Origin of the sequence: Aquiflexum gelatinilyticum, from assembly GCF_024741135.1 — a bacterium.
Lineage (GTDB): Bacteria > Bacteroidota > Bacteroidia > Cytophagales > Cyclobacteriaceae > Cognataquiflexum > Cognataquiflexum gelatinilyticum.
The window spans coordinates 345,003-371,378 of the sequence record NZ_JANSUY010000002.1 but is presented as its reverse complement, the minus strand read 5'-3'; the positions used below and the strand labels follow the sequence as shown (position 1 = coordinate 371,378).

The 26,376-nt window shown below is 41.3% G+C and carries 28 protein-coding genes; 15 read left to right on the top strand and 13 right to left on the bottom strand.

Features of this window, described 5'->3' with window-relative positions; genetic code table 11:
- Positions 1-139: 139 nt before the first annotated feature.
- The gene (locus NU887_RS05530) at positions 140-1,030 is read right to left on the bottom strand and encodes a dihydrodipicolinate synthase family protein (RefSeq protein ID WP_113923364.1); all 891 of its coding nucleotides are present in this window, start codon (positions 1,028-1,030) and stop codon (positions 140-142) included.
- Positions 1,031-1,337: 307 nt separating this feature from the next.
- Here NU887_RS05530 and NU887_RS05525 point away from each other — a divergent pair, with 307 nt between their 5' ends.
- The gene (locus NU887_RS05525; RefSeq protein ID WP_258422364.1) at positions 1,338-2,219 is read left to right on the top strand and encodes an AraC family transcriptional regulator; all 882 of its coding nucleotides are present in this window, start codon (positions 1,338-1,340) and stop codon (positions 2,217-2,219) included.
- Positions 2,216-3,904: a DUF885 domain-containing protein gene (locus NU887_RS05520; RefSeq protein WP_258422363.1), complete on the top strand. Its 1,689-nt coding sequence runs from the start codon at positions 2,216-2,218 to the stop codon at positions 3,902-3,904. The genes NU887_RS05525 and NU887_RS05520 overlap by 4 nt, the downstream gene beginning before the upstream one ends.
- A 168-nt stretch (positions 3,905-4,072) precedes the next feature.
- Here NU887_RS05520 and NU887_RS05515 read toward each other — a convergent pair whose 3' ends face one another.
- The 9 genes from NU887_RS05515 to ubiE form a co-directional block, all read right to left on the bottom strand.
- The gene (locus tag NU887_RS05515) at positions 4,073-5,227 is read right to left on the bottom strand and encodes a DUF4221 family protein (RefSeq protein WP_258422362.1); all 1,155 of its coding nucleotides are present in this window, start codon (positions 5,225-5,227) and stop codon (positions 4,073-4,075) included.
- A gap of 74 nt (positions 5,228-5,301) precedes the next feature.
- Positions 5,302-5,976, bottom strand: a complete 675-nt coding sequence (locus NU887_RS05510) for a Spy/CpxP family protein refolding chaperone (protein ID WP_258422361.1) — start codon at positions 5,974-5,976, stop codon at positions 5,302-5,304.
- Between the two features lie 10 nt (positions 5,977-5,986).
- The gene (locus NU887_RS05505) at positions 5,987-6,313 is read right to left on the bottom strand and encodes a hypothetical protein (protein ID WP_258422360.1); all 327 of its coding nucleotides are present in this window, start codon (positions 6,311-6,313) and stop codon (positions 5,987-5,989) included.
- Positions 6,297-6,788 (bottom strand): RNA polymerase sigma factor, encoded by a 492-nt coding sequence (locus tag NU887_RS05500; RefSeq protein WP_258422359.1) that lies wholly within the window; start codon positions 6,786-6,788, stop codon positions 6,297-6,299. Before NU887_RS05500 ends, NU887_RS05505 begins: the two co-directional genes overlap by 17 nt.
- Before the next feature lie 213 nt (positions 6,789-7,001).
- Entirely contained in the window at positions 7,002-7,757 is a 756-nt protein-coding gene (locus NU887_RS05495) for a ThuA domain-containing protein (protein WP_258422358.1), read from the bottom strand.
- Between the two features lie 128 nt (positions 7,758-7,885).
- Positions 7,886-8,557, bottom strand: coding sequence for a M15 family metallopeptidase (locus NU887_RS05490; RefSeq protein ID WP_420839725.1), 672 nt, complete (start codon positions 8,555-8,557; stop codon positions 7,886-7,888).
- A 93-nt stretch (positions 8,558-8,650) separates the two neighbouring features.
- Positions 8,651-9,409 (bottom strand): SDR family NAD(P)-dependent oxidoreductase, encoded by a 759-nt coding sequence (locus NU887_RS05485; RefSeq protein WP_258422356.1) that lies wholly within the window; start codon positions 9,407-9,409, stop codon positions 8,651-8,653.
- Between the two features lie 236 nt (positions 9,410-9,645).
- Complete coding sequence (gene porT / locus NU887_RS05480; RefSeq protein ID WP_258422355.1) at positions 9,646-10,431, bottom strand: type IX secretion/gliding motility protein PorT/SprT; 786 nt, start codon at positions 10,429-10,431, stop codon at positions 9,646-9,648.
- Positions 10,380-11,102, bottom strand: coding sequence for a bifunctional demethylmenaquinone methyltransferase/2-methoxy-6-polyprenyl-1,4-benzoquinol methylase UbiE (gene ubiE, locus NU887_RS05475; protein ID WP_258422354.1), 723 nt, complete (start codon positions 11,100-11,102; stop codon positions 10,380-10,382). Before ubiE ends, porT begins: the two co-directional genes overlap by 52 nt.
- A gap of 512 nt (positions 11,103-11,614) precedes the next feature.
- Between ubiE and yihA the strand changes: the two genes are divergently transcribed.
- The 3 genes from yihA (at position 11,615) to NU887_RS05460 (ending at position 13,257) form a co-directional block, all read left to right on the top strand.
- Positions 11,615-12,223, top strand: a complete 609-nt coding sequence (gene yihA / locus NU887_RS05470; RefSeq protein ID WP_258422353.1) for a ribosome biogenesis GTP-binding protein YihA/YsxC — start codon at positions 11,615-11,617, stop codon at positions 12,221-12,223.
- 196 nt (positions 12,224-12,419) lie between these two features.
- Positions 12,420-12,863, top strand: coding sequence for a DUF5606 family protein (locus tag NU887_RS05465; protein ID WP_258422352.1), 444 nt, complete (start codon positions 12,420-12,422; stop codon positions 12,861-12,863).
- Between the two features lie 88 nt (positions 12,864-12,951).
- On the top strand, positions 12,952-13,257 hold the full coding sequence (locus tag NU887_RS05460) for a hypothetical protein (RefSeq protein WP_258422351.1): 306 nt from the start codon (positions 12,952-12,954) through the stop codon (positions 13,255-13,257).
- 6 nt (positions 13,258-13,263) lie between these two features.
- On the opposite strand, the gene fbp is transcribed toward NU887_RS05460, so the two are convergent.
- A complete protein-coding gene (gene fbp / locus NU887_RS05455; protein ID WP_258422350.1) occupies positions 13,264-14,304 on the bottom strand; it encodes a class 1 fructose-bisphosphatase in 1,041 nt (346 codons plus the stop codon).
- A 57-nt stretch (positions 14,305-14,361) separates the two neighbouring features.
- On the opposite strand from fbp, the gene NU887_RS05450 reads away from it, so the two are divergent.
- Positions 14,362-15,636 (top strand): aspartate kinase, encoded by a 1,275-nt coding sequence (locus tag NU887_RS05450; RefSeq protein WP_258422349.1) that lies wholly within the window; start codon positions 14,362-14,364, stop codon positions 15,634-15,636.
- Here the strand turns inward: NU887_RS05450 and NU887_RS05445 are convergent.
- On the bottom strand, positions 15,625-16,500 hold the full coding sequence (locus NU887_RS05445) for a fructosamine kinase family protein (RefSeq protein WP_258422348.1): 876 nt from the start codon (positions 16,498-16,500) through the stop codon (positions 15,625-15,627). The genes NU887_RS05450 and NU887_RS05445 overlap by 12 nt on opposite strands.
- Positions 16,493-16,978, bottom strand: a complete 486-nt coding sequence (locus tag NU887_RS05440) for a low molecular weight protein-tyrosine-phosphatase (RefSeq protein WP_258422347.1) — start codon at positions 16,976-16,978, stop codon at positions 16,493-16,495. The genes NU887_RS05445 and NU887_RS05440 overlap by 8 nt, the downstream gene beginning before the upstream one ends.
- A 444-nt stretch (positions 16,979-17,422) precedes the next feature.
- On the opposite strand from NU887_RS05440, the gene NU887_RS05435 reads away from it, so the two are divergent.
- From NU887_RS05435 to NU887_RS05395, 9 genes are all read left to right on the top strand, one after another.
- Positions 17,423-18,040: a hypothetical protein gene (locus NU887_RS05435; RefSeq protein ID WP_258422346.1), complete on the top strand. Its 618-nt coding sequence runs from the start codon at positions 17,423-17,425 to the stop codon at positions 18,038-18,040.
- Positions 18,037-18,327 (top strand): winged helix-turn-helix domain-containing protein, encoded by a 291-nt coding sequence (locus tag NU887_RS05430; RefSeq protein WP_258422345.1) that lies wholly within the window; start codon positions 18,037-18,039, stop codon positions 18,325-18,327. The genes NU887_RS05435 and NU887_RS05430 overlap by 4 nt, the downstream gene beginning before the upstream one ends.
- Before the next feature lie 49 nt (positions 18,328-18,376).
- Positions 18,377-19,732 (top strand): cell envelope integrity protein CreD, encoded by a 1,356-nt coding sequence (gene creD, locus NU887_RS05425; RefSeq protein ID WP_258422344.1) that lies wholly within the window; start codon positions 18,377-18,379, stop codon positions 19,730-19,732.
- Positions 19,733-20,093: 361 nt separating this feature from the next.
- The gene (locus NU887_RS05420; protein ID WP_258422343.1) at positions 20,094-20,954 is read left to right on the top strand and encodes a glycosyltransferase family 2 protein; all 861 of its coding nucleotides are present in this window, start codon (positions 20,094-20,096) and stop codon (positions 20,952-20,954) included.
- 9 nt (positions 20,955-20,963) lie between these two features.
- Complete coding sequence (locus NU887_RS05415) at positions 20,964-21,962, top strand: stealth family protein (RefSeq protein WP_258422342.1); 999 nt, start codon at positions 20,964-20,966, stop codon at positions 21,960-21,962.
- Positions 21,963-21,975: 13 nt separating this feature from the next.
- Complete coding sequence (gene rsgA, locus NU887_RS05410; protein ID WP_258422341.1) at positions 21,976-22,899, top strand: ribosome small subunit-dependent GTPase A; 924 nt, start codon at positions 21,976-21,978, stop codon at positions 22,897-22,899.
- A gap of 78 nt (positions 22,900-22,977) precedes the next feature.
- Positions 22,978-23,481 (top strand): phosphoribosyltransferase family protein, encoded by a 504-nt coding sequence (locus tag NU887_RS05405; RefSeq protein ID WP_258422340.1) that lies wholly within the window; start codon positions 22,978-22,980, stop codon positions 23,479-23,481.
- 7 nt (positions 23,482-23,488) lie between these two features.
- Positions 23,489-24,310 (top strand): 3-methyl-2-oxobutanoate hydroxymethyltransferase, encoded by an 822-nt coding sequence (gene panB, locus NU887_RS05400; protein ID WP_258422339.1) that lies wholly within the window; start codon positions 23,489-23,491, stop codon positions 24,308-24,310.
- A gap of 166 nt (positions 24,311-24,476) precedes the next feature.
- On the top strand, positions 24,477-26,375 hold the full coding sequence (locus tag NU887_RS05395) for a tetratricopeptide repeat-containing sensor histidine kinase (RefSeq protein WP_258422338.1): 1,899 nt from the start codon (positions 24,477-24,479) through the stop codon (positions 26,373-26,375).
- The last annotated feature ends 1 nt before the right edge of the window (position 26,376 follow it).

Sequence of the window (26,376 nt, the reverse complement as noted above, 5' to 3'; positions counted from 1 at the left end):
TGTAATGGTTCTAATTGTTCTCGGGTTATCAAGTTGTCGAGTTTTGTGACATCCAGATTCTTCCAATCAAAAGGCCAAGAAACCAAATAAAGTTCAGCTACTTAGTACTTAGTACCTCTTTTCGTACTACGTACTTAGATTACAACTTCGGTCTATGCTCTAATCCCCTCTTGATGATGTTTTCTATTTTTACCCTTTCTTCACCGATCAATGTCAGTCTTGGGGCCCTAACCCATTCTGTCCCGATTCCAGCCATCTGCTCAGCGAGCTTGATGTACTGCACCAACTTGGGATGGATATCGAGTTCTAATAAAGGTAAGAACCAACGGTAGATTTTTAAAGCTTCTTCTGTCTTTCCGGCCTTCACGAGGTTATAGACGGCAACAGTCTCCTTTGGAAAAGCACATACCAACCCGGCAACCCACCCGTCAGCGCTCATCAGCAATTCTTCCATTGCCAATGTATCAACTCCGCATAGGATTTTGAACCTGTCACCAAATAGGTTTCTCATCCTCGTCACATTGGAGATGTCTCTGGTAGATTCTTTGACGGCTTGGATATTTGGGCAATCGGTCAATTCTTCAAACATGGCCAAGGTCACCAAAGTCTTGTAATCCACGGGATTATTATAAATCATGATCGGCAAATCAGTACTGTTGGCCACAGCCTTAAAATAAGCGACGGTCTCCCTCGCATCAGAACCATACCGCATCGGAGGCAAAAGCATCAAACCTGAAGCGCCCATTTCCTTTGCCTTGTGTGCCCAAAATATAGCATCTCTCGTTGCTCCTTCGGCAATGTTCAGGATGACGGGAACTTTTCCATTGACATACTTTACCGTTTCGGTTGTCAATTGGATTTTTTCCTCCAAGCTAAGCACCGAGGATTCACCCAAAGTGCCTCCGAGAATGATACCATGTACGCCGGCTTCGAGCTGCGCATCGAGGTTTTTGAAAAACATGTCCATGTCCAAGCTTCCATCCTGATGGAATTTGGTCGTCACTGCCGGAAATACACCTTGCCAATTCATAGTCGTAGATTTTTTTATTCAAAGGTAAAATGATTAATGGCTTGATACTTACACTTGATTAGTCAATAGTAATACCATATTGATTTTGAATTAGATTTTTTGGATCAATTGTATTAATATCATATTGGAATTAAATTAGTCTATAGTCCATGGTCGACAGTCGACAGAGCTGCTAATCGTTTTCCAACCATGGTTTTGATTTGGCTACGTGGATGAAAGCAGATACAAATTATATTCAATGTTCTTCATAAGTAATCAAACTAGATAGTCTCTAGTTGTCTCGGCTCTCGCTTCTCGCTTCTCAATTATGAGTCTAAAAATTATCCCCTTCAAAATCCCCAAATCACAAAAGGAATTTGTCCGCTTCCAAGTGGATGAAGGGAGCCACTTCTATGATAAACTCCACCAGCATCCTGAGTGGCAGTTGACCCTCATCTTGGAGGGAAAAGGCCAACTGATGGTTGGGGATTATTTAGGAAGGTTTGAACCTGGGGATATCTACCTGCTTGGTTCAAATGTGCCGCATGTCTTCCGTTCTGATGAGGAATACTTCCAAAAAACCAATTCCATCAAATCCGTCAGCAACACGATCTTCTTTGATTTTGAAGCTCTCGGTAAAGGAATCTGGGAAGTAGAAGAATTCCTTGAGCTGAGACAATGGGTCAATAATATCAAAGGATGCTATGTGGTCAAGTGCGAAAATCAGGAATTCCTTAAAAACATCATCCGGACATTTGCCCAAAAAACAGGAATGGAAAAAGTCCTTTCAGCCTTGGAAATGATCCGGTACTTGCAGCAACCCCATGCAATGCTGCCACTTAACCGACTGCTTCCTATCAGGGATTATTCAGAACTTGAAGGCAAGCGTATGGGCAATGTCATGGCTTTTATCCTCGCCGAGAACCACCGCAACATCAGCCTCAAAGAAGTAGCAGAAACCGCAAACATGAGCAAGGAAGCATTTTGCCGGTTTTTCAAGGAGCGTACCGGCAAGACATATACCGAATTCCTCAACGAACTCCGCATCCACAAATCCTGTCACCTGCTCCAAGAAACCGACCTTTCCATTTCCCAAATAGCGTATCAGACAGGTTTCCAAAATCTTTCTTACTTTAATAGGGCCTTTAAAAAATATATACTGACCACCCCGAAATTATTCCGCAAACAAATCCATTTTCAAAACCTATGAAAAAACTGCTCCTTATTTCAATCATATTCCTGATGGCTTGGCAGGTATCCGCCTCCGAACTCTATCCTGCCATCATGAGCTATCAGGCTGACCGTACTGCCCTCAACAGAAAATATAACAATTTCCTCTCGGATGAATATTTTGAAAGGATCGGCCGCCTATATCTTGATTGGCTGAAAGCCCTCGAGAATATGCCTTATGATTCTTATTCGGCAGATGGCAAACTGGACTATCAGATTTTCAAAAATTACCTTGAAAAGGAAAGCTACTTTCATTCTGCAGCCTTTGAAGAATATAAAGACGTAAAAAATGTGGTGGACTTTGCAGCTCCGCTAGAAAAATTCTATCAGGCAAGAAGGATGGCCATCAAACCCAATGCTCAGGAATTGGCGGCTACTTTTACCCAAGTCGAAATGGCATTGAAAAGCAAATTAGAGCAAAGCAAAAAAAGCAAGCCTTACGACAATTGGCAAAAAGCGGAACTTGCCTCCCAAGTGGTAGAAGCGATGAGAAAGAGTACAGAAGAAGCTTACAAGTTTTACTTTGATTATGACCCGGAATTCACTTGGTGGATGAAAGAACCCATGTCTAGCATGGACAAAAGCTTAAAAGCCTATGGCGAATTTTTGAAAAACCATTTTGAAAATACCGTTGTGAAGGATGACGGTTCGGGAATCATCGGCAAAGTGGTAGGCAAAACAGCCATTGAAAAGGAACTGGCTTACAACATGATTCCCTATACAGCAGAAGAACTTTTGGCAGAAGGGGAAAAGCAGTATGCCTGGTGCGAGCGCGAAATGTTAAAAGCCTCGCAGGAATTGGGATTTGGAAATGACTGGAAAGCCGCTTTGGAGAAAGTCAAAAATACCTACGTTCCTGCCGGAGAATGGCCGCAGATGGTCACCGAAATGGCAGAGGAAGCGATCACCTTTTTGGAAGAAAGAGACCTGATGACCATTCCGGAGATGGCCAAAGAAACCTGGCGGACTTCCATGATGTCGGCAGAAAGGCAAAAAGTCAGTCCCTTCTTTTTGGGTGGGGAAACGATTATCATCTCCTATCCCACCTCCGAAATGTCGCATGCCGACAAAATGATGAGCATGCGGGGAAACAATCCCCACTTCTCTAGGGCGACAGTGCAGCATGAACTCATCCCCGGACACCACATGCAGCAATTCATGAATCAGCGGCATTTTCCACACAGAAGGATGTTCAATACGCCGTTTTGGGTGGAAGGATGGACATTGTATTGGGAGTTTAACCTTTGGGACAAAAATTTCCCAAGAAATGCCGAAGACAAAGTGGGCATGTTGTTTTGGAGAATGCATCGGGCGGCAAGGATCGTCTTTTCGCTCAATTACCACCTTGGCAAATGGACACCGCAGCAATGCATCGACTTCCTTGTGGACAAGGTCGGTCATGAGCGGGCAAATGCCGAAGCGGAAGTCAGAAGGTCATTTGAAGGAAGCTATGGGCCACTGTACCAGTTGGCGTATATGATCGGGGGATTGCAGGTCTATGCTTTGAAAAACGAGATGTTGGCCTCGGGAAAAATGACCGAAAAGCAATTCCATGATTTCTTTATCAGCCAAAACTATATGCCGATCGAACTGCTCCGTGCAAGGATGAAAGAAGAAAATCTTCCCCGGAATTTCAAAAGTAATTGGAGGTTTCTAAACCCTTGAGGTCTTTTCGACCTCGAGGGTTTTGGGGTCTATAATAAAAAAAAACCTTTGAGGTTTGATATAAAACTCAAAGGCCGTATGATATAATCTTTGTGGTCTTCAAGACCTCGAAGATTTTCAAATTCTTCAAATCAGTCATTAAAAATTTAACCAGAAGACCTTGGAGGGTTACTCGTATTTGATGCTCATCCTTACAAAACCCAATTCATCCTTCACATTGACATAGGACCATATTTGGCCGTCACGGACGAAAACAGTATTCGGAACTTGTTTAATATCCAAAAGAGTCTCCCCTAACAGGTTCAAGTTTTCATCTAAAATACTAAGGTAAACCTTCGAAATGGGTCGTTGATGCGCGCTTATAAACAAGGGACCTTTATAGATATCGGTAGGTAGGGTTTCGAACGAAAAGCGGTAGAACTTACGGTTTTGTTCATCCCAAACCGGTGCCTGAAAATTAATTTCGGCATCAATTTCCGCCATTACTTCTCTAAATCGTTCCACCGATTCCACTTTCTCAGGATATCCTCCTTTTTTTTGTTTAGGAGAAAGCTTGGGGGTATAATTGGCCTGATAAACAGAATCATTGTTTAAATTTAACACATACAGGGTACTATAGGCCGAACTGGAAATGATGATTCTATCGCCGGCTTTTTTCAAAACCCTTTCGGGTGAAGCGGAGGAATTAATGTTATCTCCTTCTAATAAAATTTTATAGTCGGGAAGCTCATTGATCCCGGGTAACTCAATTTTTGTCAGTCTATTTTCTTTAAAATTAGCCTTGACAAAAGTCCACGTACCATTAATTCCATTGCCAAGGTATCCGTAAATAACATCTCCTTTTTCTATCGGGATTGGATTTCTGTCAAAGCCATCGCCTGCCTCTAAATTGACTTTCCCGAACGTTACTTTACCTAAATCAAGATCACGGATTTTTTTCCCCTCCATGTCAAAATTCAACAGCGTCCCGAAACCCGCCAACAATACCTCATTTTCATGTAAAAAACTCATCCAAGACACGTAATCCCCTACACCATTAGGCCCTTCCCTTTCAAATGGGATTTTTTTCTCCAACCGCAATGCTTCAAGGTTGATTTTGTCCATGGTTCTTTCTCCAGTGTTCCACAGATAAAGAAATTTATTGTCTTCACTTAGGGTATTGGTCCAGATTCCATATTTTAGATTAATAATATCATCACCTGAATCCACCACCACCGTGTCCATTGTCAGGGTGATTTTCGAGTAATCTTCAACATTTTCTTTTACTGAAGTTGCGCATGAAAAGAGAATTAAAATTGAAAATGCAAGGAGTATGAATTTCATGTTAAAGAGGTTTGAATTGGTTTGAGGAAAAATGTAATTCTAATCTTAGAGTCCGAACTTTTAGAGGGTATCGCTTACTGCCTATCTTTTTTGAGAGTAATGATAACAACACCGTTTTTGGCCTTTTCACCATATTTCTCGAGCAAAAACTTGTCCTTTATGACTTCAAGACTTTGAATATCATCAGGATTGATTTTATTAATATCCTCTATCTTGACTATACCATCCTTTGTTGATAATAACATTAATGGGCTATTCTCGGAATTTGTTGAAAGCTTGAGTTTAACGTTTGGATCGGTGTTGGCTTCAGTCGCAGTTTTACTTCGGCCATGGGAAAATGGTATTGATATGTCACTTATATCTTTGAGTTCCTGAAGCTCTTTTTGCTGGGTCTCATTAAGCTCATTTTTGATGGCAACCAAGTTTAATAATTGCTTCTTTTTCATTGAATTTTCCAATCCCAGGATGATATCCATTTGCTTGGAAACAGCCTCAGAATTTACCTTTGCCTCTAAGAGCATTTTTCTCAATTTTACATTAGCCTCATCCAAATCCCATTTGATCTTCCTGAATTCACTGGCATTTTGGATATTTATTTTGTTGATTTTATCTGCCTGTTGGTCCGTAAGAGAAATGGTGAACCTGTGTTGGAAAACCAGATTGGCGGGAAAAAGTACTTCCTGAAAAATTTCCTGAGCATAGGTTATACCTGAACATAAAACCATTACAATTATAAGTAGCTTTTTCATACATTTTTGATTAAAATTCTGTCAATAGTGAAGAAGTCGAAGATTCCCATGATTCCAATTCGGTTGTAGTTTCAATTCTGAATTGGAGCTCATTATTTTTTCCTTCTTCCAGGGTAATGATGATCACGTCCTGATCGAGATTTTGATTGGGTTCATTCGCCATGTAAAACCAGGCGATTAAAGCCAACGAAGCTGCAATTCCTATCGGAATTAATTGCCATAATTTTGTTTGCCTGGGTTGGGGAAATTCAGGCAATTCATAAGAACTGTCTTTGGCTTTCATTTCTGAAAAGAAATTAAGCAGTTCTCGGTCTTCTATATTATCTGTTGTTTTCATGTAAGGTCTTTTTTACTATAAGCTCTTTCATTTTTTTCTTTCCCCTGTCATAATGGGTCCGCACCGTGCCAATATGTAGCTGCATCACCTCGGCACATTGCTCCAAGGTCATGTTGTGGTAGAATACCATCAGCAACACTTCCTTTTGCCGGTCAGGAAGCGCTTGGAGCAAAGCCTCGTGCGATTCATTTTCAGGAGGATCATTTTCATAAGCCATTTCCGGAAGCTTGTCCAAAGAAGCGTTTTTTCCTTCCTTTTTGATTTCTTCGTAGGCTGTAAACCTGATGACTGAAAACAGCCAGGTTTTGACTTGGGACTTTTCCTTGTAGACAGCTTTGCCCTCCAGTATTTTCAGATACACAAGCTGCAGGACATCTTTGGCCCGATCTTCATCAAATGAACAACACTGCCGCGACCAATGGTAAGCTTCGGAATGAAGTTCTTTGAGTATGGTTTCGAGCCAGTGTTTTTTCATTTGTACTCCTTTGTTTCAAAAAGTTAAGATTATATGACAAAGTACTTCAAGAATTTTTGGGAAGAGTGATTTTAAAAGGAAATATGGTAGATATAAATTGAAATAATTGATCGATTGCAAATGGTATTTTTAGAAAGTATTTCCCCAAAAAATGAATTAAAAAAGGCAGGTTTGGGAAACCTGCCTTGAATTAAAGAGATGAAATTCAAAGTTTTAATCTATCGGGAATCCTTTGGCTGCCCACCAGATTCCTCCATAGATATGTTTGAGGAAGTCTGCGTCCAAAAATGCCCAATCTGTATGGCCCATGGCAGTATAGAACATCCTTCCTCCGTCATATTCATTGGTCCAGGACATAGGATGGAATTCTCCCATACCGTTTTTGGGATCGTAGGTTCTTTCATCTGCTGTGATCAAGACTTTTACATCAGGATTGAAATTTTTGAAAGCATAAATCTCGTCGGACCAAACCCATTTTTCAGGCAAGTGATAGGTTGCCGGGTGCTCACGGTTGACAACATTCAGCTTCAAAGTCTGCTGATGCGGATGGTTCATAAACTGCGCTCCGATGAGTTTGGTGTACCATGGCCATTGGTATTCGGTATCAGTGGCGCTGTGGATACCCACTATTCCTTTTCCTGCCTGGACAAAACGTTGAATAACGGCTTTTTGCTCGTCGTTGAAAATCGTCCCGGTAGTGCTCATCATGACGATTACATCAAAACGCTCCAGGTTTTTGTCTGTGATGAAGGCTTCATCCTCGGTGGTGAAAATATCAAATATCTGGTCTCTTGCTAGTTTTTTCAATGCAACAACACCATCAGGAATCGATTGGTGGCGGAATCCTTTTGTCCGGCTGAAAACCAGGACACGGAATTGGGGATTGCTTTGCGCAAATGTTTCCAAGCTCAAGCCCAGCATCATGATGCAGACGAGCAGTAGGGATGATAAGTAGGTTTTTAGGTTCATGTTAATTTTTAGTATCAAGATTTTAGTATCAAGTATTTAGAAGCGAGAGATTAGAGCCGAGAAGCGAGAAACAAGATTTTCGAGGCATGGCAACTTTCCAACCTTTCAATTTTTTAACTATCTAACTTCTACTTTACCATCTCATATTTTTCCCCTGCTTCCTTTCTGGAAAATGCATTAAAATGCCACCATTCAGAGCCGATGCCCGTAAATCCTCCATGTTTCATGGCCATTCTCAGGATTTCACGGTTCATAATATGTTCTTTGGTGATGTTCCCTTCCAACAGCATCTGGGCTTCACGCTCGGGATAGGCAGGATAGCCGAAGAAATCGAAAGGCGTTCCCATATCCAATTCTTTGCCGTTTTCCTGATAAGCCAATGTAAGGTCTACTGCAACACCGAAATTATGAAGTCCCCCTACTTTAGGGTCGGCAACATACAGCGGCTTGACGCTGTCAGGTTTGTCCAATTCATCCCAAAGGATCTGTTGTATACTCTGTGGTCTGACACCGTCAAAAACCAAAAAAGTCAAATCAGGGTGTTCTTCTTTCAGTTTTTCATGGGCTTTTTTGAGCATCTCGGCGACTTCGGGCTGCACATAGCATCTCGTCAGGTCTCCATACACATCTTTGCCAAAGAAATTATCGGTGGTTGAATATTTCAAATCCACAAAAATCCCGGGAATCACTACCTCCACATCCACCAACCCCGCTTCAATGATTTTCTGCTCCAATTCGCTGACCTCATATTTGATCTTAAACTGCTCATCGCCTATAGCCACCAAGTCGTCGATTTCCACTCCGTTGGAAGTCTGTTCATTGATCTTAGACTCGCAGCCGAATAAGATTAGAAGGAAGAATAAATAGGATAGGTATTTCAAGGGAGATTTATTTTAAAGTTTTTTGTTGATGACAGTGGCTGAGGCCTGTGCTGTGGGTAACATTACTATATCTGCCAAAACCACATGTGCCGGTCTGGTTACTGCAAATGCAATGGTCTCTGCGATATCTTCCGGAGTCAAGGGCTGAAAACCCTGATAAACTTTTTTGGAGCGTTCGGCATCTCCTTTGAACCTGACCATGGAAAACTCTGTCTCCACCAAGCCGGGATGTATGCCGATCACTTTGATCCCAAATGGATTGAGATCCATCCGCATTCCTTGGGTAATAGCATCTACAGCATGCTTGGAAGCACAGTAGACATTGCCGTTTGGATAGACTTCCTTGCCTGCAATGGATCCAATATTGACGATTATGCCGGATTTTCTGGCAATCATGCCCGGCATGATTTCTTTCGAAACGTACAACAATCCTTTCACATTGATGTCCATCATGGCATCCCAATCTTCGAGACTGCCACTTTGGATCGGATCTAGGCCGTGGGCATTTCCTGCATTGTTCACGAGGATATCAACATCCTGCCATCCTTTGGGAAGGTTGCCCAAAATCTTTTGGACTGCTTCTTTTTGTCTGACATCAAAGCAAAGCGTCAATAAATCAGTTCCTGCCGGAAGTTCTTTTGAAAGATCTTCCAAGCGTTCTTTGCGCCTTCCTGTTGCAATGATGGCATAGCCAAGTCCTGCCAAAGCAATGGCTGTGGCTTTTCCTATTCCTGAAGTAGCACCTGTGATGCAGGCAATTTTCCTTTCCATAGCCTGAATCTAAAAATTATTGCCATGGAATGAAATAAGGAATCTATGAAAGGAGGAAAAAAGGCTTGGGCAGTTTTCTGAGACAGCGGTATTGGAAGTAAATGGTAAGAGGTGAAAAGTGAGAGGTGGTGTCAGTAGGGAGTATTCAGTTTCTCTGTAGTCAGAATGCAATCTTATGGCTCCGACACGGCGGACAAGTATTGACTATCGACCATGGACTATCTGACTTTATCCCATTATTGGAAATTCAGATAGAGTGTGATCGATTTCCTTCTGATTTGGGAAATGGCATCTCTGAATGCAGGATTTGACTCTTCCGGTACATAGAGATCCAACAAACCGTGGGAAAACCGGACTTCCGGAGAAAATTTGAAAAATTTGAAATAGAGGTCGAAACCCATTCCAAAGTCTACAGTAAAGTCCCTTCCTGTGGTGACCAGATCCTCAATGTTTGCTTCTTCCTGGTCTTTGGTACGAAACATCGCCGACCCACCTCCTGTAAAAAACATCCTTGTATTGTTGAAACGTTGGGCTTTGTATTTGAAGATCAATGGAAATTCCACCATAGTGGCTTCGTTGATGTAGGTCTCTCTTTTAAATGTAATTTCGTTGTTTGGGTTATTGTTGCCGGTGTTTGGTTCAAAATAATTGACATCTGTCCTGAACTCGTAAAAACCGACTTTGGGTGTGAATAGCAAATTGAGTTGATCATGTAACCTGATAGTCGCCAAAAATCCCAATGAAAAACCTGCTGAATAGACAGGTACAATACTTTGGATTCTTCTAAGGTCCGCATTATTGGGATCTAGGAAGGCCTCGGAATATTTCATCCTCCAGGTATTGGAATGACCAGCCAAGAAAAATCCATAAGAAATAAATTTTTCATCCTGCCCGGATTTACTGATTTCATTGAATCGGGATTGACCACTTGCCTCGCCGATCAGAATGAGTACGCCAAAAATGGAGAAGGCTATTTTTCTCCGATATAAATTGAGCTGATTCCGAAAGTGAGTGGTTTGCATTGGGTTTGTTTAAATCCGACTTTTTTCAATACTGAAAGAAAATTCTCTCCATCAGGGAATGCTTGGACTGATTCAGGCAAATAGGTATATGCTGCATTATCTTTTGACACCAATTTTCCGATCTGAGGCAAAATATATTTGAAATAAAAGTTATATCCTTGCTTCATCGGAAATTTTTTGGGTTTGGAAAATTCGACGATTACCGTCTTGCCTCCCGGTTTCAAAACCCTGTACATATCCGAAAGTCCTTTTTCCAGATTCTCAAAATTCCTGACACCAAATGAAACGATGACAGCATCAAACTTATTATCTTCGAAAAGCAACTTCTCCGAATCACCCATCTGCAAATCGATGATGTGATCGAGTTTCCTTTTCTTCATTTTCTTCTTGCCTTCCTCAAGCATTCCGGCAGAAATATCCACTCCGATCACCTTATCAGGATGGAGTGCCAATGCCTCAATGGCAAAATCACCCGTCCCGGTCGCAATGTCCAAAATCAACTTTGGCTTGTCCTTCTGCAATAGTTTGATTGCTTTTTTTCTCCAGGTAATATCTATACCCAGGCTAAGAAGGTGATTCAAAAAATCATATTTCTTGCTGATGTTGTTGAACATCTCGGCAACCTGCTCTTTTTTGCCTTCCTGCTTTTCTTTGTACGGAACTACTGACATGTCATTTTTGAAACTGTGGTGCAATATTACTAAGGAAACCCGAGCAATCTAAAATTGTTGAGAATTAATGCCTTTTCAATTTCTTCAAGGGGTTTTAATCCTAGATAAATATTTAAATATGTATCCGAATTATTACACGTACTTGACGGATTTCGAAATTTTCAACCTGAAAACTGAACTCCATTTGATCGAGGTGGGGAGGAATGACGGCGGACCGGGACGGCACAAGCCTTGTGCGCGGATAGGATTCCGCCGTCTTGACTTTTTTGGCTACTTTTTTTGTCAAGAAAAAAAGTAGCTATAAAAATAAATGATCGATTTCATAAAGCCTTGAGAATCTCTTTAAAGTTCATTTTGGAAGTTCCGTTAATCTGGGTACACTAAAAAATTTAAATGAACTTACCTAATCCATCAAGAGGTAATCTCCCCAAAAGTGTGTGAAAATTGGCCCTTGCGGGTATTTGACTATTTTTAAGCCAAATGACTTACCTTTGTGCCAAACATTCTTTCCCATGATCAAAAAAGCGGTCTTTCTTACCAGCAACTCTGACTACACCAAATGTCCACCTCCGGATAAACCCGAGTTTGCCTTTATCGGTCGATCCAATGTAGGCAAGAGCTCTTTGATCAACATGCTCACCAACCACAAAGGCTTGGCGAAAACCTCTCAAAAACCCGGAAAAACCCAATTGATCAACCACTTTCACATAGATGACAAATGGTACATGGTCGATCTTCCCGGGTATGGATTTGCGGTAGCAAGCAAGGCCATGAAAGCAACTTGGGAGAAAATGATACGAAATTACCTGACTAAAAGGGAAAACCTTGCGGCCATTTTTGTGCTCATCGACAGCAGACTTGAGCCCCAGAAAATAGACCTTGAGTTTATCATTTGGTGTGGCGAAAACGGAATCCCGTTTGTACTTGTTTTTACCAAAGCAGATAAAAAAGGAATCGAAAAGTCCACTGCCAACGCCCGTGTTTTTCTGGACAGAGCCATTGAAATCTTTGGCGAAGAACCCCAATACTTTATCACTTCCGCCGAAAAGAAAGAAGGCCGGGAGGAACTGAGTGCGTTCATTGAAGGGGAAGTCAGGGAATATTTGGAATCGAAAAAGTGAAAATGGTTATTTGGTTAAAGTGTTAAATGTTAATTGTTGTGGCTAGAAAATTAATCCCTGAAGGAAAAAACTATCTGCTGTGGACTATAGACTATGGACAATTATCCGCACCCAAATTGACTCATAATTAACCTTCATACATATTTGCGGATAATCATATCTTCCTATATTTGCAGCCTTTAAATCAAAGCAGAAAATGAAATTCAACGAAATCGCTACCATCTCCGGCAAGCCGGGTCTTTATAAAATACTGAAACCTTCCCGTGGTGGAGTCATCTTGGAAACTATGGATGGAAAAAAAGGAAAACTCATCGCCGGTGCCAACCACAGGGTGTCTGTTCTTGCCGAAATCTCCATGTACACCATGACTGAAGAAGGTGCGACGCCTTTAGAAAATATCCTCAAGAGCATCGAAAAAGAATTCAAGGGCGATATCGGTCTTGAGGCAGATGCGGACACTGACGAACTAAAAGCATTTCTTAAGCATGTACTCCCTGATTTTGACGAGGAAAAAGTATATCCATCCGACATCAAGAAACTCGTCGCTTGGTACAAAATCATCCGCGAACATGCTCCCGAAGTTTTGGAAGATCAAGTTGAGAACACCGAAGAAACCAAAGAAACAGAACCGGAAGCTTGATTTCAATCAATGTATTGAGGATTAAATCTTAGAATAAAAGTGGGGGGCTTTCCCCACTTTCTTTGTTTATACCAAACTCTGAATTACCATGAATCTTCCTTTGATCACAGAAGCAGCACATTCCCTCCAAAAGGATTTTGCACTCCCGGCAATAGCGGAAGCATTTTCAGAGGAGGAGTTGGTTTCCCTGCTGACTCCTTTGATCAAAACCATGCTCGACCGGGATTTCGAAAAACTTCTTCAGATCTGCTATCGGGTAGATTTAGGGGAAGAAAAGCTGAAAACCATCCTCCACAAATCAGATACAGAAACATTGGCTTCCGACCTTGCCCGTGCCTTGGTCGCAAGACAAATCCTGAAAGCAGAAATCAGAAGGAAGTATTCAGAAAGCTAAATATTTTTAAATCTTTACAGTACTTTCTTTTCCAACATTCAAAAACTCCCCTACTTCCTCCACCATTTTTTTGGAACCGATATGCAAAGGCGTCCGCTGATGCAAGGAGGTAGGTTGGATATCCAAAATCCGGCCATGTCCATCTGTCGCCATACCTCCCGCCTGTTCAGCGATAAAGGACAAGGCATTGGCTTCATAGAGCAGTCTGAGTTTTCCTTTTGGGGATTTTGCTGTTGCAGGATACATGTAGATGCCGCCTTTGAGCAGGTTGCGGTGAAAGTCCGCCACCAAGCTTCCGATATACCTGGCGCTGTATTCTTGGGATTTACATTTTTCTATATAGGCTTTTAATCCCGGTTCAAAAAGGTTGTAACTTCCTTCATTCACACTGTATATTTTGCCGTCTTCCGGAGCACACATATTGGGGTGCGAAAGGAAAAATTCCCCCAACGAAGGTTCATAGGTAAAGCCATTGACGCCATGTCCCGTCGTATAAACCAACATCGTCGAAGAACCATAGAGCACATACCCAGCCGCCACCTGTTGGTTGCCGGGCTGCATGATATCCTCAGGTTGGATCGGACTGCCGATGGGCGTCACTCTCCTGTAGATTGAAAAAATCGTCCCGATCGAGATATTCACATCGATATTGGATGAACCATCCAAAGGGTCAATTGCGACTACATATTTGCCGGAGCCGTTTTGCAAGTCGATGACTTCATCGTCTTCTTCAGAGACGACAGCGCAGACTTCTCCGCCTTTTGTCAAGGCCCGGGTGAAACGGATATTGGCGATGACATCGAGTTTTTGCTGTTCTTCGCCCTGCACATTGGTTTGTCCAAATGCACCACCGATATTTGCCAGACCGGCACGGTTGGTTTCGCGGTTTACAATCTTGGCAGCAAGGGCAATATCTCTCAGCAGTTGGGACAATTCCCCGGAGGCAAAGGGAAATTCCTCTTGTTTCATTTTGATAAAACGGTCTAAAGTGGTGCCGACAGAATACGCCAAAGAGGAATCAGAATGGGTGTAATGTTTAATTTTCATAAAATAGGAAAAATACAATTATTGGGTTTATATATTTAAAATTACAAATTAATTTTTATGGCAAAAACATTTGTATTTAAATTTGGTGGGGCTTCCGTGAAAGATGCCAAATCTTTCAAAAACTTACGTGAAATTTTATTCAATCGATTGCGGAATCATACGGTAATCGTTGTTTCCGCCATGGGAAAAACTACAAACGCCTTGGAAGAATTATTGAATCTCAAACTGGAAGACAAGCCTATTTATGAGAAAAGTACAAAATTAAAACATTATCACCTTGAGATCTGCAGGGAACTTTTCCTACCAGAAAACCTGATCTTTCCTGCTATTGAAAACTTTTTCTCCCAACTGGACAGGATCTTGGAAAAACCCCTGAGCAAAGAAAACTATGATGAATATTACGATCAGGTAGTTTCATTCGGGGAACTGATTTCCTCAAGGATTGTCCAGGAATACCTTTGTGCAGAAGGGATTTTTTGCCTTTGGCAAGATGCGCGGGAGATTATCTCTACGGACAGTGATTATCGGTTTGCCAAAGTAAAATGGGATAAAACCGCCTCCCAATGTCAAAAACACCTCATGGCAAAGTTGGAGCGGTTTCCTGTCATCACCCAAGGATTTATCGGTTCGGATGAAAAAGGGAAAACCACTACTTTAGGAAGAGAAGGTTCGGATTTTACAGCTGCCATCATTGCCCACAGCCTACATAGCCAATCCGTCACCATTTGGAAAGATGTGGAAGGCGTACTCAATGCCGACCCGAAGCGGTTTCCCAACACAGTGAAATTTGAGGAGTTGGATTACAAGGAAGCCGCTGAGTTGACATATTATGGGGCGTCGGTCATCCATCCCAAGACCATCAAGCCCTTGGCCAATCTTTCCATTCCGCTTTTTGTCAAGTCATTTTTGAATCCTGATGGAAGCGGAACGCAAATCCACCATGTTGACAAGCCGAATACTGTTCCCTGCATCGTAGTGAAGGATGAACAGGTTTTGGTCAGTTTCAGGGTGACGGACTTCACTTTTATCAATGAATCACACATCCATCAAGTGTATACCGAAATCGAAAAACTCAAACTGAGGGTGAATCTTTTGCAGACCTCAGCTATCAGTATTTCGATTGTGATAGACAAACAACTATTTAAAATGGAAAAACTGATCGCTGTTTTGGCAAAGGATTTTGATATCAGATACAATGAATCCCTGCAACTCATCACAGTCAAAAACCACAACAGAAAGATTACAGAAGAGTTAATGTCAGAAAAGGAGGTCCTTTTGGAACAAGTTACCAGGACGACTTTTCAGATTGTTGTGAAGCCTTTAGCCCAATAACCTGTTGACAGTTTTTTCAATTCCCGGCAGGTAGCTTTTGCCAAAAAGGAGCAAATGAACCAATAGCGGATAGAGGTTATAGACAGGAATCCGATCTTCAAAACCCGGTTCCAAGGGGAAGACCGTCTCGTAGGATTCATAAAAAGGGGCTTCAAATCCGCCAAAAAGTCTTGAAAATGCCAGATCCATTTCACGGTGACCATAATAAACAGCTGGATCAATCAATACAGGCATGCCGTTTTTTCCCCGCATGATATTGCCTGACCAAAGGTCTCCATGAAGCAGGGCGGGTTTTTCTTTTGGGAAAAAATCTTCCAAAACCGGATAGATCTGCTGAAATTTTTTGAAAAAATCCAGGTCAATAAGATTTTCATAATAAGCCCTTCCGATAAGTGGCTCAAGTCTGTTTTGGATAAAAAATTCAGACCAAGCATGTATTACTGTATTTTTCTGTGGGATTGAAGCGATGTAGTTTGGGGTCTTGTACCCAAAATCCTGTTGGGTAGTCATATGCATCTGGGCCAATCCCATTCCAAGTTCCTGCCAATAAACAGGGTTTGGTTTATCAGTCTGAATCCATTCCATCAGGATAAATCTATAGTCCCCTTCTTTTCCAAATTGATAAACTTTAGGAATCTTTAAAGGACTGTTGGCCCGCATTTCATTCAGGCCGTCAGCTTCTTTTTCGAAAATGTCATTATCTTCTTCAAAATTGGTTTTCAAAAAAAAACTGCCTTCTGAGGTTTCTAAAAATACACCTTGGTTTACATTTCCTGCTGCAATAAGCCTTGCTTGCTTCAGGCGGATAGTGGGACCAAAACTTAGAAATAAAATGCGTTCGAATATGGCATTGTGCTCAAACATAAAGATTATGCTCCACTTTCAGCTTCTCCAAAAAATGGTCAAGAGATTCATCGATAATCTTGTATACCTGTTCAAAACCTTCTTCACCACCATAATAGGGGTCCGGAACTTCCAAATGGTCCGGGTCGGGATGGAATTCCCTTAACAAAAACAATTGGTCATGACTGATATTATACCTTGTCATTACATTTTGGATGTTCCGCTTATTGGACATATCCATAGCGACGAGGTAATCAAATTCACGGATATCAACTCTATTTAACTGTCGCGCTCTGTGAGAAATGGGAATTTGGTGGTTTTTGGCACAAGCCAAAGTCCTTTCGTCCGGCAATTCTCCGATATGATAATCCGAAGTTCCACAGCTGTCACTCGTGAATTTTCCTTCAAGTCCAAGTTGTTTGACTTTATGGTTAAAAATACCTTCCGCTAAAGGAGATCTACAGATATTTCCCAAACAAATGAACAAGACTTTTACCATACTCCAGGGCTTATAGGTTTTCGAGGTGAAAGAGATGTACAAGTTATAAAATTTTTGTTGATGTCTTGATATCAGAAATTATTTCCGGCAAAGAATAGGAGGAAATTTCAAAATAATATTTTGTATTATTTCATTTTTGCAGGAATAGCATGCGAAAAAATTAAACTTTTCCATATTTTTAATGTGGTTTTTCTGGATAACAGCAATTTATTCCAAACAAAATTCTGATAATTTTTTTACTCGTTTTTCAATTTTTTTTCAAATCATAAAAATCGAAAGCGAAGAACGGTTTCCTAAAGTTCAAAATTTCATCATTTTGTTTACATTCCAATGATAAGATTTTAGAAATTTTTCCTTTGCCATTCCGCTCATCAAGATTTTATTTTTTGTCTTCTTGGTTTCTATTGTTTTATTTTTTTACTTTGAATCACAAAGTACTTTTAGATGGAAAAAGAAAAATATATCCAAGACCTCCGACAGATCAAAGAGATCATGGACAGGTCTTCCAAGTTTATTTCGCTCAGTGGCTTATCCGGAATCGCAGCCGGTGTTATTGCTTTGGCCGGAGCTTGGTATGCCTATAATTACATCTACACCGAAAGTGACTACTTCAGCTACAATATAATCCTGCTCAGCTCCGGAGACGTCAGGTCATTGATCGGATTGGGAGCGGTGATCTTAACCTTGGCCATAGGAGTAGGATTGTTTTTTACAGCAAAAAAAGCTAAAAAGTCCAATCAAAAAATCTGGAATTCCCAAGCCAAAAGACTGTTGGTCAACCTTTCCATTCCTTTGGTCACAGGAGGATTACTCAGCCTTATATTTCTATCAAGGGGATTTATCGGAATCATTGCCCCACTGACACTTATTTTTTATGGACTCGCATTGGTCAATGCATCCAAATATACCCATCAAGAAATCCGGAGTCTCGGGATCATTGAGATCATTTTGGGACTTATGTCCGCTTATTTCATCGGATTTGGACTTTTATTTTGGGCAATCGGTTTTGGCTTATTGCATATTGTGTACGGCATTATCATGCACTACCGCTACGGATCGTGAAAGACATACTGAAGGATTTGGACAAAGCTTTTGAAAATAAGCTCAGGCTTGGAATCATGTCAGCACTGCTGGTCAATGATTTCCTGGATTTCAATGCCTTGAAAGAAATCCTCGATGCCACAGACGGAAATCTGGCAAGCCATCTCAAAACATTGGAGAAAGAAGGTTATATCACCTTTACAAAAGAATTTTTGGACCGAAAACCAAATACCAAATACATGGCTACCGAGACCGGCAAAGATGCTTTTCTCAGACACCTTAAAGCAATTGAAAACTTACTGAAATAAAAAAATTTCTTCACTCACTTTGAAATTCAAAGTACTTTCAAAAACAACTATGGAAAACTCTCAGCTCAAACCCCTTATCTCCCTCAAGTATTCAGTCACGCTCAAATTACTGATTATTGGATTTCTGGCCTTGGTATTATTAATACCCAATGCATTTATCGTATCTATCATCGAAGAAAGGTCTTTTCTCAACGAGGAGGCCATCAAAGAAATCGGCTCCAAATGGGCCGAATCACAAGAAATCGTTGGGCCGATCCTATCTATTCCTCTTGTCTACGAAACTGAAAAAGACGGAAAAAAAACCATCACAAATGAAGATTACCAGATCCTCCCCCACCAACTTAAAATCGAAGGAAAAGTACTTCCCGAAATCCTGAAGCGTGGGATATACAAAGGAGTTGTCTACCGGTCTGACCTCGTGATAAAGGGAAGCTTTGTCGTCTTGGATGATTTTGACAAAAAGGATTTTGTGGGTTTCAAAACCCCAGAGGCCAAAGTTTCATTCGGAGTCACCGATCTCCGGGGAATTGAGGATGAGGTCGATTTTACCATAAATGGTGAAAAAAAACAGGTCAATCCCGGTACCGGAAACTTCAAGATGATTGCATCAGGATTCAGCATTTCCATGGGAGGAAGCGAACTTGTCGTGGGGGACAGTATCCCATTTACCATCCGGCTTAAGCTGAAGGGAAGCAAAAATCTTTCCTTTATCCCGACAGGAAAGACCACCGATGTACACATCCAATCTCCGTGGACAGCCCCAAAATTTGATGGAAAATTCCTGCCCAACAACAGGAACCTGAGCGAAGAAGGATTTACCGCAGACTGGAAAGTCCTCGAACTAAACAGGAATTTCCCTCAATCCTGGGTCAACAACGCCTATGCTGAAAACCTGAAATCAGCATCATTTGGAGTGGATTTACTTTCGCCGATGGAGGATTATCAAAAATCCACCAGGTCAGCAAAATATGCACTGATGACCATAGGATTGACATTTTTGATGTTTTTCCTTGTGGAAGTCTTAGGAAAAAAGAACATCCATCCCTTCCAATATGCCATGGTGGGATTTGCCATCTGCCTTTTCTATATCCTGTTAGTCTCCATTTCAGAACAGGTCAGTTTCAATATTGCCTATCTGATTTCTACCATAGCTGTGGTAGGTACGATCTGTCTTTATTCACTTTCATTGTTCAAGGTAAAAAAATATACCTTCATCTTGGCGACAGTGCTTCTTGGTTCATTTGGATTCCTGTTTGTGACTTTGCAGATGGAAGACTATGCGCTTTTGATGGGAAGTATAGGTTTATTTATAATATTGGCGACAACGATGTATATCACTAGAAACATTGATTGGAACAGAATGAGCCTTGGAAAATCAGAGGAAAGTCCCGATCAAAGTTCCTGATTTTATCAAAGGTTTAGCTAAAAATTGCTCCAACAAAAAATCCCAGTCTATTTATCCTTCCATCATTAAAACCGGAAAGCCTTGAAATTTTTTCAAGGCTTTCTGATTTTTTACGCAGCTATTCTTTACGTGATTTTGTCTCATCATACCATTCAGGGCTGATTGAATTCTAATTCTACAATGACCTGTCAATTGGCATGAAAAACAACCAGCCCTGATATTATTAACTGACAGTTACCAATTCCCATTTAAATCCTTTTTTAATTGATTCACTTAAATTCAACTGGTTTAAAATTCCCATTCATTTCATTTTAGTAACAATACGAGTACCTTTACAGAGCTTAGAAGCTATTCAAAATATATGCCTCAAACTCCTACAGCTAAAAATATCAAGAAGGTTGCAGTGATTACCATGGCAAGAAATGATGATTTTTTCTTGACAAGGTGGATCAATTATTACGGCCGGGAATTGGGTAAAGAAAACCTCTATATTTATTTGGACGGAGAAGATCAGCCAATCCCAAAAAACGCCGATGGTGTCAATGTATTTCATGAAAAAAGGGTTGTTGAACATGTGGTTTCAGCAGAAAAACGCCGATTGGGCTTTTTATCTGACGTTGCCAAATCTTTGTTCAAAAGATACGACATCGTCATCGGTGTGGATGCAGATGAATTCCTGCTTGTTGATCCCAATTACGGCAAAACATTGGTCGAATATCTCAGCGAAATCGAAATCAATCCATCGGTTTCCGGACTTGGAATAGATGTAGGGCAGGTTTTGGGAAAAGAAAAAGACCTGGATATGGATTTACTTTTTCTAGACCAAAGGGAATATGCACTGATTTCGTCCCGGTATACCAAACCTTCTGTGATCGCAAAACCAGTTAATTGGGGTTCAGGTTTTCATCGCGTAAAAGGCCACAATTTTAGGATTGATCCTAATTTATACCTGTTCCATTTTGGGTCTGTGGATTACAAAATGATTCAGGACCGCTTTTTGGACAAGGACAGGATGGCAACAGGGAGAGAGGGCCACATCAAAAAAAGAGCAAAAACCATAGATATCATCACCAACTCGAAAGCCAAAGAAGACGAAAAATGGTTGGCAAGAGCGCGTACTTTTCAGACTTTATTCAGGCCGATCTATGCACTCAATAAACCTTCAATGGCAAAGTGGAAATTGGTAGTCAAGATTCCTGAGCGGTTTAAAGGCATTGTTTAAAATACAGTTATGGATTCTGAAAAACAAGGACAGATAGACGCAGTGATCACTTGGGTTGACGGCAATGATCCAAAACACCAACTGAAATTAGAAAAAGCATTGGGGGGTAAATCAAGAAAAAAAATCCCCGGTGCAGACAACACGCGATTTGGAAATGCCAATGAACTGAAATACTGCTTGCTGTCCATCCTCACTTTTGCTCCATTTATCAGAAAGATTTTTATTGTCACAGATGAGCAAGACCCCAATGTAATTCCCTTTATCGAAAAAGACTTCCCAGAAAGGGTCAATGACATCAGGATTGTAGATCATCAGGAAATTTTCAGGGGATATGAAAAATACCTGCCCACATTCAACAGCAGGTCCATAGAATCTGTGATTTGGAGAATCGAAGGCATGTCTGATAATTTTGTTTTTTTTAGTGATGACATGTTTTTGGTCAAAGAAATCAAGCCCGAGGACTTGTTTGTCCAAAATCGACCGGTCATGAGAGGGACATGGCTGTTGACGCCTGTGCTTCGAAAAGCATGGAATTCCTTAAGGAAGGGTGTGAATAAAAATATTTTGAACAATCATGATTTTCAGCCCAAGCCGTCTTTTCATTTTGGGCAATGGAATGCGGCTGCCCTCTTAGGGTTTAAATGGAGGTATTTTTTTTCAAGCCACACGCCTCATGCCGTAAGCAAGAAGACATTAGAAACATATTTTAATGAGAACCCGGAAATTCTGGAAAATCAGATTTCATTTAAATTCCGCCACAACGATCAGTTCAATTTTGCATCATTGACGTACCATCTGGAAATCCGATCCGGTAACACCAATTTTGCGAAACCTATATTTTCATTTTTGCATCCCTATGGACGGAAGGAAGGGTATGTCGACAGGAAAATCAAAAAATGTGTTGAAAATCCAGAGATCAAATTCATGAATGTCCAAAGTCTGGAATTGTGCAATAAAAGCGATCAGGAGAAAATAATCAGATGGATGGAAGGGAATTTAAAAGCCTAAAGGCTTCCAAAATATGAAAGGAAGGGTACTCAAATCCACAGGAAGCTGGTACACGGTCAAAACAGAAAAAGGCCTTGTCAATGCCCGCTTGAGGGGAAAATTCAAGCAGGATGATCTGAAATTGACAAATCCAATATCAGTTGGAGATTATGTCGAGCTCGAGCAGGAAGCGGACCAACCCTCATCTGTCATCACGGATATCCTTCCGAGGGAAAATTACATCATCCGTAAATCCACAAGAAAAAACCATTTTTCACACATCATCGCTTCCAATATCGACCAGGCTTTTTTGATCATCACATTAAAAAATCCGAGAACATCGCTTGGATTCATTGACCGGTTTTTGGTCAGCACGGAGAGCTTCAGGATTCCAACTTCCATTTTGGTCAATAAAATGGACATGGATTACAAAGACAAAGACATGGAATACCTAGAAGACATCAAGGATATCTATGTTCCTTTGGGATATCCGGTCTATGAAATTTCTGCCCTGAACAGTACCGTATTGCAGGAACAATTCCTGCCGCTGCTCAAAGGAAAAACCACTTTGCTTTCTGGCCACTCCGGTGTTGGCAAATCCACCTTACTCAATAAAATCGTCCCCGAAGCGGTGCAGGCCACCAAGGAAATTTCCAAATTCAGCGCCAAAGGAGTACACACGACCACCTTTGCCGAGATGTTTGAAATCGAAGACGGAGGCTACCTGATCGATACTCCCGGGATCAAAGAATTTGGGATTTTGGATATCGATGAATTTGAGCTGTCCCACTATTTTCCGGAGTTTAGAAAATACCTCGGTCAGTGCCGCTACAACAACTGTCAGCACCTCAATGAACCGGGATGTGTGGTGAGGCAAAAACTTGAGGAAGGATTGATCCATCCTTACCGCTATGACAGCTATGTCAAAATCCTGACTGAAGAGGATGACTTTCGGTAGAGGGAAGTCAGAAGTTTGATTCAGAAGCTTTGAAACCACCGCCAATTGATTTAATTTTCGTTTTTCAAAAACAAGCCCATGAGCAAGACAAAGACTTTGGTACTGAACCACCATCAGATCAGCCAAAAAATCACCCGCATGGCCTATGAAATCTATGAGCGCAATGCCTCCGAATCAAGCATTGTCTTTGCAGGGATTACAGGAATGGGTCATCAGCTCGCAGAATCATTGGCAGGCGCTCTGAAGGAAATTTCACCTTTAGAAATCACTGTGCTCGAAATTATCCTTGACAAATCAGACGTCACAAGAGGTGAAGTCTCCCTTTCTTCACATGCTGATTTGACCAATAAATGTATTGTAGTCGTAGATGATGTCCTCAATACCGGCAAAACTTTGGTCTATGCTTTATTGCCATTTCTTGAATCTTCTGTCAAAAAAATCGAGGTTGCTGTTTTGGTCAACCGAAGCCATAAGCTTTTTCCTGTAAGTCCGGATTACACAGGATTGGAATTGGCAACAACGCTCAGCGAGCATATATCCGTAGACCTTTCTTCTCAAAACCACACCGTACACCTTCATTAAGCCTCCCATGTCTGTCCACAATTCCTCCAATATCAAAAGAATCACCACCCACACCATGCAGGAAATGAAAACCCGTGGTGAAAAAATTTCGATGTTGACCGCTTACGATTTTTCCATGGCGGGGATTATTGATGCTGCAGGAATTGATATCATCCTTGTCGGCGACTCCGCCTCCAATGTCATGGCCGGACATGAGACTACCCTTCCGATTACCTTGGATCAGATGATTTACCATGCCACTTCAGTGGTCAGGGCAGTTTCAAGGGCATTTGTGGTGGTCGACATTCCTTTTGGTTCCTATCAGGGCAACAGTTCGGAGGCACTTAGGTCTGCTATCAGAATCATGAAAGAATCCGGTGCCCATGGCATCAAAGTGGAAGGAGGAGCTGAGATCAAAGAATCAGTCGTAAGGATTCTGAGTGCAGGTGTTCCGGTCATGGGTCATTTGGGTTTGACTCCACAGTCTATCTATAAATTTGGAACGTACACCGTCCGTGCCAAAGAAGAGGAAGAGGCAAACAAACTGATCGAAGATGCCAAATTGCTGGAAGCTTGCGGCTGCTTTGCCATTGTATTGGAAAAAATTCCGGCTTCTTTGGCCAAGCAGGTTGCCGAAACAGTCAGCATTCCGGTCATTGGCATCGGTGCGGGTCCGGATGTAGATGGACAGGTATTGGTGGTGCATGACATGCTAGGTATCAATCAGGAATTCAAACCAAGGTTTCTGCGTCAGTATGCTAACCTTCAGGGCATCATGACCAAAGCGGTTCAAGATTATATCAAGGATGTCAAATCAAAGAACTTCCCAACCAAAGAGGAGAGTTATTGAGGGTTTGAATCAGGTTTTTGAGTCATTTTGGCATTTTGACAGTTTTGCCTTATTTGGTAATTGTATTTGAATAAAATTTTTTTTTGATATTTTTTATTGGAATTATCTATTCTTATAGAATAATTTCTTTTACTTTCCAATTGAAAAATGCTTCTTAAGCCCACCCATGAAATACCTGTTTCTGGCCTTTCTCCTCATTTCCTTTTCCGGTAATGCCCAAGATCTTGGGGTGATTTTGGACAGTGCATTGCAGTCAGGTGAAAAACAACAATACTTTTTTTCGGAGGCTAAAAAACTGATCAAAAATAATAAGGACAAAGCGGATTACCTTTTTGCGCTTCACCGCTACCACAGTATTCGCAATGAAAGAGACTCCATGCTTTTGGTAGAAAAAGAGCTGATTCCCCTGTTGGATTCTTTTTCGGATAGGATCAGAAAATCAAATGTATTCGAGCGTATTGCCTACTATTATGAAAGTGCCGGATTGTACGACCAAGCCATCCAACATTACTTAATGGCGGTAGAGGAGATCTTGCCTACCAATAGGGCTGAACTTATCAGTGATTTATACAGGTCATTGTCCCAAGTCCACCGCTTGTTTAAGGATTATGACAAAGCGGTCTTTTATGGTAAAAAATCCTTTGAAGCAGTTGAATTTGAAGGGGAAAAATTCCTGACTTATAAATCAAGGGCCTTAAATATCATCGGGGCGGCTTTTAGTGAAATGAAGGTTCCTGACAGTACGGTCCATTATTACAATAAAGTATTGGAATTCATCCCTGCCTTGGATTCCATGACAGTGGCGCCCACCATCGTGAATGCCGGATATGCATATTTGCTGAAAGGCGATATCGAAAAAGCAAGGGATTTTACCAATGCTGGATTGAGGCTATATGAAAAATCAGACAATGATTACGCCAAAGCTGTGATCTATATCAATCTTGGAATGATTGAAAACGCAGCGAAAGAATACCCTTTAGCTTTGGCTTTGTTGGATTCGGGCATTGTCTACACCGAAAAATCCCAATATGCCGAACTCTACACCTGGATTTATGACGAACAATCCAAGATCTATAAAGCCACAGGTAATTATCCCAAGGCAATCAGCAGTATGGAAAATTTGTTGGGTATCAAAGATTCCTTGTTTGTATCAGAAAGGGCAAAGGTCGCAAAAGACCTGGAAATAAAATTCCAAACTGCTCTTAAAGACCAAGAGATCAAAGATAGAGAGGCAGAAATCCTCGAAAAAGAGCAAAGTCTTCAGCGGGTTTTGATCCTTACTTTTTTGCTCATGGTTATCGTCAGTCTCTTGATTACTGTCCATTTTTTGAATAAAAACAGGTTCAAAAAGAAGCAGCAGATCCTCCAAAAAGAAAAAGAATTAAGCATCAAGGAAGCTTACCTGCATGCCGCTTTGGAATCACAGGAAACAGAAAGAAAGCGTTTTGCACAAGACCTGCATGACGGATTCGGACAACTCATTTCTGCCTTACAACTCAATATTCTTCAAATCAGAAACAAGACCAACCTGGAAGAAAAATTAATCACCGTGGAGAGAAGTGAGTTGATTTTAAAGGAAATGCACAGCGAAATTCGCAATATCGCATTCAACCTGATGCCGGCAACTTTGATTCGATCAGGCCTCAAGGAAGCAATCAGTGAATTCGCTCATCGGATTCACACTTCGGGAGCCGTCAAAGTCGAAACCTATACTCATGGGCTGGAGGAAAGGCTGAGCGAAATGCAGGAAATCTCTTTATACAGGGTGATCCAAGAATGGGTGAATAATATCCTCAAATATGCTGAAGCTTCCTCAATAACAATCCAATTGGTCCGTCATGAGGATGAGGTGAGCATCATGATTGAAGATGACGGGAGAGGGTTTGACCCTGCAATATTGGAAAAAGGGAAAGGAAACGGTTGGCGAAATATCCAATCCAGACTGCAAAGAATCTCTGCAACTTGGGAGTTGGATTCCCAACCGGACCGTAGGGGAAGTACTATGCTTATTTTCCTTCCTATACCTTCAAAAGAAAAATTAATTGCGATAAAGCAGGAAAAATAGA